Origin of the sequence: Peribacillus sp. YIM B13482 (genome assembly GCF_042787975.1) — a bacterium.
GTDB lineage: Bacteria > Bacillota > Bacilli > Bacillales > DSM-1321 > Peribacillus > Peribacillus simplex_A.
This window is the reverse complement of record NZ_JBHZPF010000009.1, coordinates 96,836-112,910: the sequence shown is the minus strand read 5'-3', so window position 1 is coordinate 112,910 and position 16,075 is coordinate 96,836. Positions and strand designations below refer to the sequence as shown.

Genomic DNA, 16,075 nt, shown 5'->3' with positions numbered 1-16,075 from the left:
AAAATCAACGGCCAAATTGTACAACTCATAAAAAATAGACAAACTCGATTTTCATCGAGTTTGTCTACAGTCTGAAACTCTATCATAGAATAGAGTTTTTTTTGTATGCATGAGGAGTTCTAACCAAATTTTTAAACATAGTTGATTGGATTGGGTGTGCGAGACTCCTGCGGGAATAGCGAGTCCAAGGGAAACCCCACAGGTGCAAGTGCGCCGAGGAGACTCCCGGACCGCCCGCGGAAAGCAGTGCCTACGTTCCAATCAACGACCAAATTTGTACAAGCAAAAAAAACTGTAGACAAACTCTATCATAGAATAGAGTTTTTTATTATATGTTCTGGAATTAGCACTTTTCGAATGATGATAATAGTTTATCCCCCACCAAGTATAAATAAGATCCGAAATAAGTTTGTGAATAGCAATCTTCGTTATTTCATCACATGTTCAATAAGGCTGAACAATGCTTCCCTACCTATCTAAATTAATTTCGGCTCCATCATAAATCGCAGTCTTTAGAAGTTAGCTTCAAAAAAATGGCTTCATCTTTTAGCAATAAATCAGCTTATTCATCTTGAGCATTCCACATAAAGGATAAACCTAGAGGAATATGATAGCAATAATAAATCATGACAAATTATTGAAGATCCTTCATAAATGGTGACCCAATAGGAATAAGATAGCTTAAATCCCCTATAGAAAGTGTAACAAGAGAGGAGAACAACCCTTTGTCCCTTTACAAAGATCCGCTTTCAACCGACCAAAAGCTGGCTTTCATCAGAAATGGACTGGGACCATCCAAAATACCAAAAAAAATCATTATCATTGGTGCCGGCATGTCTGGGTTAGTTGCAGCATCCCTTTTAAAAGAAGCCGGACACGATGTAACGATATTGGAAGCAACCGGGAGGGTCGGGGGGCGTGTTTTGACCATACGGGAGCCATTTTCGGATGGTTCCTACCTTGAAGCAGGTGCCATGCGCATTCCGAATTATCATTACTTAGTTGCTGAATACATCAAGAAGTACGGTTTACGAATCATCCCTTTTGTGAACGCGACTCCTAATGATCCCATTTATGCCAATGGAATCAAAACGACCGCTGCCATATATCAACGGAACCCGGATATACTGAAGTACCCAGTAGCTCCCCATGAAAGAGGTAAAACAGCTGAAGAATTATTCAACATGGCAATTAAACCAGTGACTGATTTCATCATTCAAAACCCAAGTAGAAATTGGGAAATAGTTATTAAAGAATTTGATAAATACTCCTTGAGCTTCTTTTTACAGTACAATCCAGTAGGGATGAGTCTATCAACCGGTGCAATTGAAAGCATTAAAGTCCTAATGGGTTTAGAAGGTTTACCTGAACTTTCCTTTACTGCCATTCTTCGAGAGTTTTTGCCACTCCTTGATCCAAACATCGTTTTTTATGCAATCGAGGGGGGAAACGACCGGCTTCCTTATGCTTTTGTACCCGAATTGAAGGAAAATCTAAATTTCAGATATGAAGTGACAAAAATTGTTCAACATGATAATCGAGTAACCATCCATTCTAAACACACTCAAAGCGATAGACCCTTAACCGTTACCGGTGATCTTGCCATCGTGACAATACCTCTTCAATTGTTGTCATTTATGGATATTGAACCCCGCAATTCCTTTTCCCATAATAAGTGGAAGGCAATAAGGGAACTCCATTATCCTGCTTCAACAAAAATCGGACTTCAGTTCGGACATAGATTTTGGGAAAGGGAAGGAATATTCGGGGGTAAATTGATGACCGATTTACCCATTAGATTTTCTTATTACCCCTACCAAACGGTAAACCCAAGTGAATCTGGTATCATTTTAGCAAGTTATACATGGGAGGATGATGCCACTTTATGGGATATCCTCCCGGAAAAAGATCGTATACAAAACGCATTAAAAAATTTGGAAAGGGTCCATGGAAAACAAGTATACGATCATTTTTTATCAGGAGCTTCTTTTAGCTGGACCCGGAATCAGTACGCATACGGAGCTTTCTCCATGTTTAAACCTGGTCAGGAAACGGACTTGTTTCCATACATCCCAACTCCTGAAGGAAGGGTCCACTTCGCTGGAGAGCATACATCAACAGTACCTGCTTGGATTGAAGGAGCCATTCAATCCGGCATCCGGGTTGCACATGAAGTGACGAATCTTCCAAGAACTTTCGATGAGCCTTTTTAAATGATGGGACTTTTTCTTTGATGAGCCTTGACAAAAAAACCTTCCCATCCAATAAAAAATCAAAGGGTTTCGGAATGAGAACATTCCGAAACCCTTTTGTCTACAAACTGAAGCCTTCCCATTTGGAAGGTTTTTCATTCTTATGAATTGCCTGTCCATTTATGGAATGTTAGCCTTTACCCTGACAATTCACTTCACCCCTCCTTTTGAACCAAAGTCTATAATCCTTATGTCAACTTGATAATTAATATCAGCTTTACTGAAAATTTCATCCCATTTCTGCTTATGTTTCTCCCAAAACTTCGGATGCTGATTTTCCACATACAGAAATAATCCAGCTACCCCTGTTTTATATTCATGCTGTAATTTGTCTACGATTTTCTCGACATCCTTCTCAACTTCAGCCTCGGCAATACGCTCAATCTCTTTTAAATAGGTTTCATTAAATGAGTTTTCCTTACTATACCAATCTTCCGAAAGTCTTACTGTATACCCGACCTTAACATTGATCGTCAAATGATCCCCGTTCAATTTTGTCGTGATTTTCCTCCTAGTCCTTTTAAGCACTTCAACACTTAAAGGCTTGCCGTGGTGGACTGATTCGATTATTCCACCTTTAACCATTCCGTTCAACCAATTTAATGCAGCTATATCCTCATCATTCATAACCCCGACCAACTTTGAATTGTTGATCACCCCTGCACCCTTCAATATTAATTTCTTACCTTTAATATCCACTGCCTGAATGGCAAAGCTTCCATCTGATTGCAAACTTGAGGAAACTTTGCCCATCGTTAAAGGCGGAAGGATTTTATTCGTTCTGTGCTCATTATCTTTCAATTCATAAATTTGCCATTCCATCTATAAATAAAAGTGTTTTCCCGTCAAAAATATGCTCTTTGGCTTTTTCATATGTTTCCACATCCTGTTCCCTGACTGAACAGACTTTGGAAATGACCAGCATCTCGATGGAAACCGGGTGCCTTGATTCGACCTGCGCAGCCGATAAATCCAGGACTATTTCATTGAAGGCTGGATAATTCATCGTTCCATTGACAAATACAAATAATACTGAAACTTCATAACCGGGAATGAATACCTCTTTAAAAACAACATCATCCTGCATATCCAATTCAGATTTCAATTTTGCCTGCTTTTGATCCAATTCTATATGCAAGGGTTTACTTTTCATGGTGAACTCCTTTGGTTAATGAGTTTATTTTTAGTTTCCTCTATTTTCAATTTTTTTATTCGATAAGGAAATGTTGATAGCTTTTAAAACAAAGGTTTTTTTAATGAATCCCCTTTCCGAAACGAGCAGCATGTGCAAACTAAAATGGTTAATATGTAATTAAATTGCAAATGCTAGGATAATAAGCTTTAGTTTAGAGGTGACAGCATTGTTTAACCGTAGAAAGTTCAAAAAAAAAACCATTCAACATTCTGTTAAAAATGACGAATTATATAAAGCTTCGGATGTAAGGGACCTATTCAATTCCCTTTCTTCATCCAATGATTTCATAAACCATCAAGGAACATATAATGGCGTCGGCTATTGGGTATCGTTTTATCGCTCTTTAATTGATGCACAGGTACTTCACGAAAGTGTTCTTTCTGTCATACCAACTCTGGAAACGATAAATTTGGAGCAAATTAAAGAGAACGTTCCTATTGAAAATACACTTATCACCTGTACCAAGGTTGTAATCGAAGAAAGGATCATGAGAGGTGCAATTGCCATTCGTTTAGATGGAAATCTTGATGAATGCCTATTAATCAATGCTGCGGCCCAACGAGACAGGCAAGTTAATAAACCTGAACTTGAATTTGGAATCATAAGTGCTCAAGAAGCTTTTGTCGAGGATATTGATATTAATCTGAATCTAGTCAGAAAAAGGCTGCCTATCCCTGGGTTGCAAGTAAGTGAAATGACTGTAGGGTCCTTGTCTAAAACGAAAGTGGCAGTGTTATCGATAGAAGGGATCGTTAATCAGGAAAGTGTTGATAATGTTATACAAAGGATCAATGACGTAGAGTTTGATGAAATATTGGACGGGTCACATCTCGCGCAAATGCTATATGATAATTCAAATACCTTATTTCCCCTTTTTCTAAATACGGAAAGGCCTGATCGCATCGCAAGTGCATTGGCTGAAGGTAAAGTAGCCTTGTTAATCGATAGGTCATCCTCTGTACTTATTACTCCAACCATATTGTTGGAATACTTTGTCACCATGGAAGATTATGATATGCCTTGGATTCCGGCATCTGCTTTCCGTTTATTAAGGATATTCGCGGTCGCTTTTTCCATATTTGCAACTCCCATTTATGTAGCCGTGCTGACCTATCATTATGAACTGATTCCTATAGATTTGTTGGAAACGATCGTCTCTTCAAGGAACTTAATACCTTTTCAGCCTTTGATCGAAGCGTTATTCTTAGAGATTTCCATTGAGTTATTACGTGAAGCAGCAGCCAGGCTGCCAACTAAGGTAGGTCAGACATTAGGTATCGTCGGCGGTATCGTTATCGGTCAAGCGGCAGTTGTAGCTGGTCTGACCAGTAATATCTTATTAATCATCGTTGCCCTCTCGGCATTGGCATCATTTGTTACTCCTATTTATAAAATGGGGAATGCCATTCGGTTACTGCGCTTCCCCTTTTTAGTGGGGGCCCAAATCTGGGGGGGACTTGGCATTATCATAACGGCCGTGTTTTTGGTTACCCACCTTATCAAATTAACGTCAATGGGACACCCGTACCTTGAACCCATATATCCATTTCGCATCCAAGATTGGAAAGATAGCTTTGTTCGGCTTCCTTATAATCTTTTTAAATCCAGACCTGAAAATTTACATCCTGATGATATGTCCAGACAGCCAACGCCAAAAAAAGCGAAAATCAAAAAAAATGATTTTAATGAATGATTTAAATGAGGGTCCTATATGAACCAAGTAGAAGTTAATGAAATGTATAAGGTATCACCGTTCTATGTGTTTTTTTTAGTGCATTCCATGCAAATGGGAGTAGGCGTTTTAAGTTTTCAAAGAGTTTTAGCAAAGTCGGCGGGAACGGATGGCTGGATTTCGATACTACTTGCCGGACTGATCGTTCATATATTGATCTGGATCATATATAAAATATTAAGTATCGTCCCAGGTGATATCATTTCTGCCAATAATCATGCATTCGGAAAATGGATTGGGAATTTTTTCAGTCTATTATTCATTCTTTACTTTTTGATCCTTGGGATGGATATGATTATCAGCTATATAAATGTCATACATGTATGGATGTTTGCAGAGGTAGCTTCTTGGGCGTTTACAGTGGTTTTATTGCTTCTGATTTATTATATAAATACGGGAGGCTTCCGTACAATTACGGGAATTGCCTTTTTAAGCGTCATTTTGACTTACTGGATTTTCTTTGTCCTATTCTATGCCATGAAATACTCTGAATTCACCAATTTGCTCCCTATATTCGACCACAATCTATTGGATATACTGAAGGGAACCAGAAGTACTTCCTTAACTTTTCTTGGTTTTGAAATGATCCTGATGTTTTATCCGTTCATTAAAGATGCTAAAACTTCACAAAAATATGCTCATGGAGGTGCCTTAACAACAACCTTATTAACCGTATTCATTTATTTAGTTTCACTGATTTTTTATTCACAAAAACAGTTGGCAATGACTATATGGCCGACACTTACATTGACCAGCATTGTCGAATTGCCCTTTATTCAGCGATTTGAATATATAGAAATTTCTTGGTGGGCCATTTTTATCATACCCAACATGACCATCTACTTGTGGGCTGCCAGCAGGGGTATCAAGCGCATATTCAATGTTCAGCAAAAGTATCCATTATGGGCGATGTCCATTATTATCCTGCTCACCAATATATTTGTTTTTGATGAAGATTCCCTATATATATTGAATAAAATAATCAATCCATACGCCGTGCTCTTCCTTGGATTATATTTGCCTCTTCTTTTGGTCATCATTTATATAAAGAAAAGGAGGAAAAGTTTATGAGAAAATTCTTTCTTGTCATCTTGGCTTTTTCCCTCCTTTGCAGCTGTGCCCAGCCAAAAGTGGTTGATGAAGTCAATATGGCCCAAGCCATTGGCTACGATATACGAAAGGATAAAATAATCGAAGGAATGTTCGTCATCCCTATCTTCCAACAGGACAAGATGGGTATGTATCAAATCTTAACTGGAACATCGACGACAACGAGTGATGTTCAGGCCATCGTATCCAAAAAATCGGATAAGCCGGTGATGCTAGGACAGACACGCATCTTTTTATTTAGCGAGAAAATGGTACATGAAATAGGTATGACAGAACTGACCGATTATCTCTACCGTGAACCTCAAATTGGAAACAGGGTCTTTTTGGCAATCGTTGAAGGAAAGGTCAAGGATTTCATAAATACCAAACCACCAAATACGAATGTAAATATTGGAATCTTTTTATCTGACTTAGTCAATCAACAAATTGAAACTGGGAATGGACCGGATACAAACCTCCATCTTTTTTTAAGAAACTCCCTGGAAGATGGCGGAGATTCGTTTCTTCCTTTATTTAAAATAATTAATAAAGAAGTTGCAGTTTCAGGAGTGGCCTTGTTTCATGAAAATAAAATGGTCAGTAAAGTTCGAACGGATGATATGTTCATTTTCAAGACATTAGTTCAATTTCATAAACGGGGAATTTACAAGTTTAAATTAAACGACAAGCAGAAAAGTGATATCGTCGTGGAAAGTATTCGAAGCAGTTCAAATTATGAGGTATCCAACTCCGAGCGAAATCCGTCCATTACGATAAAGCTCAAAATTAAAGGACAAATTAAAGAATCAATGCGAAAGGACAATCTTACCAATAAAAAGATGATAAAAATAATTGAAAAGGAAATGCAAACTTCTTTAAACAGGCAGGCAAACCGTCTTATTAAAGATTTTCAGAAAAAAAACATTGACCCGATTGGCTTGAAGGCAAAATATCACGCCAAAAATAAAAAAATGACCTATGAACAATGGAGAAAGATCTATCCCATGATGGACATTAAAGTAGAAACCAAAGTTGACATCATCCAAACCGGGGTCTCTGAATAATCAAGAGGGCATACTATCGATGTCAATTGCCTGTTTATTAAGGCTCCTATGCCGCCAGTAAGTAACCATACTCTGTTCAATCTCTAAAATAGTCAAAGCTAGGTTATATCTCGACTTCCGTTAACATTTCCATTAAAAAGAGACAGGAATCCATTCCTGTCTCTCGTTCGTTATAATTAATCATGAAAATTCGTACCATCCGTCACTTCTTTAACAATGCCCGCATTGATGACAAAGTCCCCAAAATGCTCTCCTTGCTGACGTTCTTTCGCATAACGGGAAAGAAGTACACGCAACTCTTTTAAAATCTCTTCTTCACCGATGTTTTCACGGTACATTTTGCTTAGCCTGCTTCCATCAAATGCTGCACCGAGATACATATTATATTTGCCAGGTGCTTTACCTATAAAACCAATTTCTCCGAGTGCATGCCGGGCACAACCATTCGGGCAACCGGTCATTCTTATCGTGATTTCTTCGTTCCGCAGTCCGTTTTCATCAACGATGATCTCAATTTTATCAAGCAGAACCGGCAAATAACGCTCTGCTTCTGCCATTGCCAATCCGCATGTTGGAAGCGCCACGCATGCGATCGACCTGCGGCGGAGGGCTGAATGATGTGCACCATCCGTCAAACCGTATGTTTCAAGCAATTCTATGATCTTTTTCTTTTGCTGACTTGATACATCGGCAATGATCAGGTTTTGATTGGCGGTCAAACGGAAATCACCCGTATGGATTTTTGCGATTTCGCGCAAACCGGTCATCAGCTTGTAATCATTGATATCGGCGATTCGGCCACCCTCGACGAATAATGTAAAATGCCATTTTCCTTGCATGCCTTTTACCCAGCCATAGCGGTCACCATTATTATCAAAATGATATGTTCTCGCTTCCTCCAGCTTCCATCCTAACCGATTTTCAAGTTCAGCCTTTACCGCTTCGAGCCCAAGCCTGTCAACCGTATACTTGAACCGTGCATTTTTCCGGACGGAGCGGTTTCCGTAATCACGCTGAATTGTAATGATCTTCTCAGCCACATCCACTATTTTGTCTGGCTGGCAAAATCCAATTACTTTGGCTAGCTGGGGGTATGTCGCCTTATCACCGTGGGACATTCCCATACCGCCCCCGATCGCCACATTAAAACCAACGAGTTTTCCACTTTCAACAATTGCTATGAAGCCAAGGTCCTGGGAGTAAACATCAATGTCATTGGATGGAGGAACCGCAATGCCTATTTTAAACTTCCTTGGTAAATAAAGCGGTCCGTACATTGGTTCAACTTCTTCCAATTCAGGTGTACCGACGACTTTTTCTTCATCTAGCCAGATTTCATGGTACGCCCTTGTACGTGGCAATAAATAATCACTCAATTTTTTCGACCATTCATATACTTCCGAGTGGATTTCGGATTGAAATGGAATCGAATTACACATTACATTCCGGTTTACATCTCCGCATGCAGCAATTGTATCCAGCATGGACGCATGAATTTCCTGAATGGTTTTTTTCATATTCCATTTTAAAATACCGTGCATTTGAAATGTCTGTCTTGTTGTCAATTTCAATGTACCGTTACCGTATTTCTGAGCAAGGTCATCCATAACAAGCCATTGAGAAGGCTGTGCAACCCCGCCGGCCATCCGGACACGCAACATGAACTGATAGGCAGGCTCAAGTTTTTGTTTTTGACGTTCATTGCGCAAATCCCGGTCATCCTGCAAATAGCTGCCGTGATGTTTCATTAATCGATTGTCATCATCTGGAATACCGGCGCTGATCCGATCCTGCATAACTTCTCCAAGTGTTCCTCGCAAATAATCACTTTTTTCTTTAATTTGCTCAACATCACTAGGCAGGCCTTCTGGTGCTTTTAATAGTGGGTTCACCATGTCGTTATCTCCTTTTCATCCAAATTTCAGTAAACATCACGCTGATAACGTTTAGTCTGTTGCATATCGTCAAGATAAGCTTGCGCAGCAGCATGGCTCATCTGACCTTCTTTTTCTATGATCTCAATTAGCGTATTATGGACGTCATGTGCCATGTTTTTCTCATCGCCGCAAATGTAAACCGCTGCCCCTTGTTGAAGCCATTCGTATAATTCCCTGCTGTGCTCCAGCATCCGGTTTTGAACATACACTTTTTCATCCGCATCACGAGAAAAGGCAACATCCATTTTCGTAAGTACACCTGTTTTCAACCACTGTTGCCACTCAGTCTGATATAGGAAATCCGTCACGAAATGCTGATCGCCGAAAAAGAGCCACGTTTTCCCGTTCGCTTCCGTTTCTTCGCGATCCTGGATGAAGGATCTGAACGGAGCAATGCCCGTTCCAGGTCCAACCATGATAATGGGCGTGTCTGGGTTCTTAGGCTGCTTAAAGTTCTGGTTATGCTGGATGTATACAGGCAGCATGTCCCCGGGCTGTATTCGGTCCGCACATAAAATGGAGCAGACACCTTTTCTTTGACGACCGTGACTTTCATACCGGACAGCACCGATTGTCAAATGCACTTCATCCGGATATGCGGATAAGCTATTCGCAATTGAATATAGTCGGGCAGGCATTTTCCGGAGTATGGATACGAACTCTTGCGCCGATTCACCCCATGAGCCATAATCACGGATAAAATCAAGCAAATCACGGCCTTCACGATATTCATTCAGTCTCTCTTCATTACCAGGTAATAAAAGTTCCTTTAAATCCTCGTTACCTGAAAGCTGGGCCGCTCGCTCAAGGAGAGATTTTGTTAAAACCGTAATTTCAAAATCGGAGATGAGTGATTCCCTTAGCCGACGAAGTTCTCCCTGCTTATTGACCTTCACGGTTTCTTCAGGGTCCAAATTGAGTTCCAAAAGAAGTTTATCCACTAAATCCGAATCATTTTTCGGATAAATACCAAGGCTGTCACCAGGTTCGAATGTAAGGCCAGAGCCTTCAAGTGATAACTCGAGATGATGTGTCTCTTTATTAGAGCCACGGCCGTTCAAGTTTATATTTTCCAGTACTTCCGCTTTAAACGGATTTGTCCTGGAATAAGTGTGTTCACCTGCTGAAGGTATCGCTACGGGAACTGCAGCAACGGTACTGCCTTGCCCTTCACTTAAACTGGAAATGACTCCTTCCAGCCATTCGCAAGCAGGCTCATCATAATCAAGGTCACAGTCCATTCGCGGAAATAGTCGTGTCCCGCCAAGTTCCTCCAAGCGTTTATCGAATTGTTTTCCCGTTTCACAGAAAAACTCATACGAGCTGTCCCCTAGCGCCAATACTGAAAAGCGGAGACCTTCAAGGCTTGGTGCCCTTCTGCCATGGAGGTACTCATGGAAGGAAAGCGTATTATCCGGCGGATCACCTTCCCCATGCGTGCTTACGGCAATAAGAAGATTTTTGACTTTTTTCAAGTTGTTTACTTTAAAGTCACTCATGGATGAAATGGTAACCTGAAAGCCATTACCCTCAAGCTTTCTCGCCGCATTTTCCGCCAGCCCTTGAGCATTCCCTGTCTGTGAACCATAAAGAATGGTAACATCTTTTGATACTGTCTGCCCGCTGCCTTGAGCCTCCATTACCGGGGCATCGGCTGTTCCAATATTCGAAACTGATAAAGATGCGGTCAGATAACCGCTCAACCAAATTTTTTGTGTTTCTGTCAAACTAGGCAGAAGACTGTTAAGAAGCTCTGCCTGTTCATGATTAAAGGGACTGTTCATTACCTGAAGTTGCACCATTTCCACCTCACAAAAGAATATAAACTTATCTTAATTGACTCTTATATACAACGAGCGGATTTAATATTTATTCCCATCCATTTAATTAACTCGTTTACTCCTATAGACCAAGTCGGTTTTAACTGCAAAAAAAATCAGAAAGTACAGTACAGTTCATACAGGAAGGGAACACTTTTTCAAACCACGATACAAATAAAATAAAAAATAAGGTTATAAAGGACGATAGCCTTGCCCCGCTTGAACTCTTCCTAAAATAAGTTTCTCATTAAACTTTACTGGAATGTACATCATTAGTAAAATATATATAATTTATTGAAACTATTAAGAATATTAATAATAAGGAGGAATTCCTATGTACTATGATGCTTTAAAAACATTTGTAACCCTTGTAGAAGTCAAGAATTTTACAAAAACAGCAGAAATCCTTCTTATGTCGCAACCAAGTGTTAGTTTGCACATAAAAAAATTAGAAGAAGAGTTCCAAACCAAACTATTTCTCCGCTCTCCTAAATTCCTAAAAGTCACCTCAACAGGTGAAATTCTTTACGATCGGGCTAAACAAATGATCACAATCTATGAGCAGACCCGAGAGGACATTCAGGAACATGATAAGTCCATAAAAGGCGAATTAAAGATAGGGGCAAGTTTTACAATAGGAGAGTATATCCTCCCTTCGTTACTCATTGACCTTCAAAAGGACTATCCTGAGCTTGAACTTCAAGTTGTAATTGGAAACACCGAAGAAATCGTTCAAGCCGTTCGGCTATACAAAGTGGATATTGGTTTAATCGAAGGTCAAACTAATGAAAAAGAGCTTTCCGTACACCCCTTTATGCAAGATGAGCTATTCGTTGTTTCTTCAAATGGTCATGAACTTGCTTATAAAGACGAAGTGGCGATTACTGATTTACATGACCAAGCATGGGTAACCAGGGAAGTTGGATCTGGTACACGTGAGTACCTTAACCACGTCATACGCACTAATGGTTTGAAAATTAAATCGATACTGACAATAAGCAGCAATCAAGGAATTAAAGAAACACTTATAAAAAACGGCACAGGGCTGGCTCTCCTTTCCCAAAGTGTCATTGAAAGGGATGTACAAAATAAAATCCTTTCTATAATTCAATTAAAAAATGAATCCTTTAATAGAACACTTTCATACGTTTATTCACCGATTATGGAAGATAAAAAGAATGTTAAAACTTTTATAACTGAATTAAACAAAAAATGGCCAATGAAAGCAAAGCCGATAGTTTGATCATAGCGAAAGATACAGTCTTATGAATGAAGTACATGCTGGGGAACCTTATGAAGGAAATCGTTTTAGTGGTTGCTTGTGTACTCTGTTTGCATTTACAGTCCTTAATGACCGGCTAAATAATTGGATATGTGCAGCTAAATAGCAGTGCGCATTGTCATACTGCTTGTTCAGCTCCGAACGATTTTCATGCAAATGTTTGGTTGATAGTTTTAAAGTCGCGACTGAGAGTTCCGGTGGTAACAGATGGTTAATGGAGGATCAGACGGAGGTGGACTGTATCCGCTTCCTAACATAACAAAATGATAATGTTATTATCTAAATAGCTGTAATATACATATAAATCGCTACTGATTTACTATATAGATTTTATTAAAAACAAAAAAGAGCGCTTTAATCTATAATAGTCATAGATAAAGCACTCTTTTTCATTATTTTATTTTAAATTTTGTACTTCTGTTAACACACCGTCTAACTCTGTTGCTGCTTTGTCTAGCGTTTTTGCATCAAGTGGTTCAACCTTTGCTCCAGCTTCAATTGTATGAAGTGGCGTTTCTACCTTTTCATATAAATCAGGACTTTTCTCTTTTACTGAGTCCTCAAATACTTGCCATTTCTCCTCTAATTCCTCTCCACTATCTTTTACTTTCGCAGCATCTTTTGCTGTAAGTTGTGTTTTCATATCAGCAAGTACTTGTTTCATGTCTTGTGCACCGTCAGCAATTGAAACTGCTGCTTTTGAATTCGATGTTTCTTCCGTTTTTGGAGCTTCTTTCTTTGTTTCTTCTTTTGTTCCGCACGCTGCTAATGTTAAGGACGTTGCTAAGATGATTGGTACAATAAGTTTTTTAGATCGCATGTTTTGTTTCCTCCTGATTTGTCTGTTGTAATTTTGTTCTTTTATCCTTTTTTTTGTTCAATATCATTGCGACAATTGCCACTATAAGTAGAATGATTTGTGGAATTACACCCTCCCATGTTGAATAAATCGCAAAGAAATCTATAGTAGGGATTGGAGCTTGTGTAGCTGGTAATAGTCCAGCAAGTTGTAGCCCGTGAATGCCCATACCTGCAAATTTGAAGCATAGGTAAAACATTAGAATACTGGATACTAGGAAAAATGGGCGCATTGGGATCTTCAATCCTACTTTTAATATTAAGTAAGAAAGTACAATCAATAGTACTAATCCAATAGCTATCCCTGTTAAAAGTGTTGATACTTTAATGGATGCAGCCATCCCGATAAAGAATAACACGGTTTCTGTTCCTTCCCGGAAAACAGCAAGGAAAGAAAGAATAGCTAACGACCATAGACTCCCTTTATCAATGGCCTTTGTACTTTGAGTCTGAATGTATCGTTGCCATTCCGCCGTACTTGATTTACTGTGAAGCCAATAACTCATGTACAGAAGCATCATTGAAGCAAAGACTCCGGTCCAGCCAGCAATTAAGAAGTTATTACTCCCAAATGCACCGGCAGAAAACAACATGTTTACGATTACGCCTAAGATAATGCTTACTCCTAAACCTGATCCAACGCCGATCCAAATCCATCTACTCTTATCTGCATGACCAGCCTTTTTCAAAAAACCTAAAAGTGCTACTACAACAAGTAAACCTTCTAAACCTTCACGCAAAAGGATAGTTGTAGCATCTAACATGTTGTAACTTGTTTTAGATGCAAGCGGAGAAAGATAATCACGCATTCCTTCAATTGTTTTTTTAGCTCCCTTTACGTCGGGGGTCTTTGAAGTAAGCATTGCATACGAAGTTACCATGTCCCTTTCAGCGTTTGTATAGATTTTAGAAGACTGTGTTAATACTACGCTTTCTATATCCAGCCATGAGGTACGAAACTGCTCAATATCAGCTTTTGCACCTTTCACATCATTATGATCCAATTTAGAAAGTGACTGATTTAATAACACAATCAAATCGGCTACATTCCCCTGATTTTCCCCCGTATCTTCAGTTTTTGCGACGGTATGAGGGAATTTTCCTGCAATGAACTTTTCATTGGTTTGCTTTAATTTGTTGAGGGAATTTTCCAGACTCCTTTTTTTCACAGGTTGTTGGGCTAAAGCAAACTGTACTTGCCCCATCCCGTCTTCTATTTCACGGTAGGCATCTTGAGACTCGTCTTTCACTCCACTTTCAATCGACATCCATGTAGATGAAAATGATTCGTATTGTTTTTTAGCCTCTTCCATTTTCCCGTTTTGTACAGAATACATTGCTTCAATAATGTTTTTGTTTGCACCTTGTAAGTCATTTTCTGCACTTGCTGCAAAACTACGAAACGGGAATGCCATCATTGCAACTACCAAAATAATTATGTATAGACTGGTTCTACCTTTCATTATTTTCCCTCTTCCCCAAAGAAATAAATTAGCCATTAAATGTCTAAACCGAAAATGAAAATCATTATCATTTATTGATTCTTTAAGATTATAAATTCTTTTTATCTGTTACGTCAATAACAAATTATTACATTAAATATAGCTATCTGAAAAAGGGATATATTTGGATATCAACACTAGAAACATGAACGTAGATAAAGACTTGTATTGGTCCTAACTTAAAGCTGTATTAGCGTCTTATGGCCATAAATCTAAGAACAGTGACAAAAAAGACCGCCTATACCAGCGATCTTTCGAGTGTTCTAAAAACTAAACTGCATCTTTCAGCACTTTCGTTTTGTTAGCAAATAGTTTGTCTTTAAGAGATGCCATCAACAGACCATCCACTCCAAATCTTCCTGCATTTAAAGCAGAAACAAGAATGAACATAGATAATAAAATTAGTTGTGTGTTGGTACTTGTCGAACCACTAAACAAATAAGAAAAATTCATAACAAGGCCAAAGAATACGGCTGTTTTAGTAAAGCAACCTATCAATAAACCTATCCCGACTAGTAATTCTCCCCAAGGTACAAATGTGTTAAATAGTTCTACATGAGGAATGGCTAGGTTTTCTAGAAAGACAACCCACCATCCCTGGACCGCCGGATGCTCTCCAGTTGCTTGTGCTAATGCTCCATTCAAGAAACCGGAAGCATCAAACTGTCCGCCTGCTATTTTCTCCCATCCAGCCCTTAACCATGTATATCCAAGATATACACGTAACACTGCCAAAAGTATTGAGACTTTCTGGTTTTGTCTTAAAACATCAATAAACATGTTGTTTCCTCCAATAAGTAATAAAAAATATAATTTCCAAAATTATAATAACACAATTGAAAACGAATATCATTATCACTTTTAAAAAGATTTGTAAAAAAACTCCCGTAGTAAATTTAAAAAACATCCTCTATGTTAATAACCGAGGATTAAAGGCCTTATAATGTTTAATTCTAAACCCTTTTTCTATTCATACCTTCTTAAAAACCGTTCGCAAATGTGTACTTTTGCGAACGGGTGATTGATGGCTAGTTTGAACAGCACTAATCTTGGTCTAGACGAAAAAACGGAAATATCGCACGAAGATTCATTTTTGGAAAATAAAACTCCGTAGTTTCTAAGCATAAGATCTTTGGAGAACTCATATCTTATGCAACTAATGCATCCGTTAGTTGAAAAGAGTGAAAGTTTTTGAGAATAATTTCTCCCACTCATTTAAATAAAGTTTATCAGATTTTTCAATCTCTTTTTATGGATCTAAGCTTTTATACTTCCATGAAAAGAGTGCAAGAGCTAAGATGCCTACAGCAAACGTACTTAGTACCTTTATACCTGACCATCCAA

The 16,075-nt window shown here is 38.8% G+C and carries 12 protein-coding genes; 5 read left to right on the top strand and 7 right to left on the bottom strand.

Annotated elements, in window-relative coordinates; genetic code table 11:
- Positions 1-725: 725 nt before the first annotated feature.
- Positions 726-2,213: a flavin monoamine oxidase family protein gene (locus ACFX4L_RS07320; protein ID WP_377385601.1), complete on the top strand. Its 1,488-nt coding sequence runs from the start codon at positions 726-728 to the stop codon at positions 2,211-2,213.
- A 189-nt stretch (positions 2,214-2,402) separates the two neighbouring features.
- Here the strand turns inward: ACFX4L_RS07320 and ACFX4L_RS07315 are convergent, their stop codons facing one another.
- Together ACFX4L_RS07315 and ACFX4L_RS07310 are read right to left on the bottom strand one after the other, a co-directional pair.
- A complete protein-coding gene (locus tag ACFX4L_RS07315) occupies positions 2,403-3,053 on the bottom strand; it encodes a Ger(x)C family spore germination protein (RefSeq protein ID WP_377404478.1) in 651 nt (216 codons plus the stop codon).
- 1 nt (position 3,054) lies between these two features.
- Positions 3,055-3,405 carry a spore germination protein gene (locus ACFX4L_RS07310; protein ID WP_377385595.1) on the bottom strand — a complete coding sequence of 117 codons (351 nt, stop codon included), beginning with the start codon at positions 3,403-3,405 and terminating at the stop codon, positions 3,055-3,057.
- Between the two features lie 241 nt (positions 3,406-3,646).
- Here ACFX4L_RS07310 and ACFX4L_RS07305 point away from each other — a divergent pair, with 241 nt between their 5' ends.
- The 3 genes from ACFX4L_RS07305 to ACFX4L_RS07295 are packed head-to-tail and all read left to right on the top strand — an operon-like array spanning position 3,647 to position 7,332.
- The gene (locus ACFX4L_RS07305) at positions 3,647-5,140 is read left to right on the top strand and encodes a spore germination protein (RefSeq protein WP_377404484.1); all 1,494 of its coding nucleotides are present in this window, start codon (positions 3,647-3,649) and stop codon (positions 5,138-5,140) included.
- Between the two features lie 18 nt (positions 5,141-5,158).
- Entirely contained in the window at positions 5,159-6,250 is a 1,092-nt protein-coding gene (locus tag ACFX4L_RS07300; protein ID WP_377385592.1) for a GerAB/ArcD/ProY family transporter, read from the top strand.
- On the top strand, positions 6,247-7,332 hold the full coding sequence (locus tag ACFX4L_RS07295; protein WP_377385589.1) for a Ger(x)C family spore germination protein: 1,086 nt from the start codon (positions 6,247-6,249) through the stop codon (positions 7,330-7,332). Before ACFX4L_RS07300 ends, ACFX4L_RS07295 begins: the two co-directional genes overlap by 4 nt.
- A 176-nt stretch (positions 7,333-7,508) precedes the next feature.
- Here the strand turns inward: ACFX4L_RS07295 and cysI are convergent, their stop codons facing one another.
- Both cysI and ACFX4L_RS07285 read right to left on the bottom strand, forming a co-directional pair.
- On the bottom strand, positions 7,509-9,227 hold the full coding sequence (gene cysI / locus ACFX4L_RS07290; RefSeq protein ID WP_377385586.1) for an assimilatory sulfite reductase (NADPH) hemoprotein subunit: 1,719 nt from the start codon (positions 9,225-9,227) through the stop codon (positions 7,509-7,511).
- 26 nt (positions 9,228-9,253) lie between these two features.
- Positions 9,254-11,068 carry an assimilatory sulfite reductase (NADPH) flavoprotein subunit gene (locus ACFX4L_RS07285; protein ID WP_061463052.1) on the bottom strand — a complete coding sequence of 605 codons (1,815 nt, stop codon included), beginning with the start codon at positions 11,066-11,068 and terminating at the stop codon, positions 9,254-9,256.
- A 355-nt stretch (positions 11,069-11,423) separates the two neighbouring features.
- Here ACFX4L_RS07285 and ACFX4L_RS07280 point away from each other — a divergent pair, with 355 nt between their 5' ends.
- Positions 11,424-12,332: a LysR family transcriptional regulator gene (locus ACFX4L_RS07280; protein WP_061463051.1), complete on the top strand. Its 909-nt coding sequence runs from the start codon at positions 11,424-11,426 to the stop codon at positions 12,330-12,332.
- 436 nt (positions 12,333-12,768) lie between these two features.
- Here the strand turns inward: ACFX4L_RS07280 and ACFX4L_RS07275 are convergent, their stop codons facing one another.
- The 3 genes from ACFX4L_RS07275 to ACFX4L_RS07265 form a co-directional block, all read right to left on the bottom strand.
- Positions 12,769-13,191: a hypothetical protein gene (locus tag ACFX4L_RS07275; RefSeq protein WP_284470868.1), complete on the bottom strand. Its 423-nt coding sequence runs from the start codon at positions 13,189-13,191 to the stop codon at positions 12,769-12,771.
- Positions 13,181-14,728 (bottom strand): FTR1 family iron permease, encoded by a 1,548-nt coding sequence (locus ACFX4L_RS07270; RefSeq protein WP_377404475.1) that lies wholly within the window; start codon positions 14,726-14,728, stop codon positions 13,181-13,183. The genes ACFX4L_RS07275 and ACFX4L_RS07270 overlap by 11 nt, the downstream gene beginning before the upstream one ends.
- A gap of 273 nt (positions 14,729-15,001) precedes the next feature.
- A complete protein-coding gene (locus tag ACFX4L_RS07265) occupies positions 15,002-15,511 on the bottom strand; it encodes a DoxX family protein (RefSeq protein ID WP_284470870.1) in 510 nt (169 codons plus the stop codon).
- Positions 15,512-16,075: the final 564 nt, after the last annotated feature.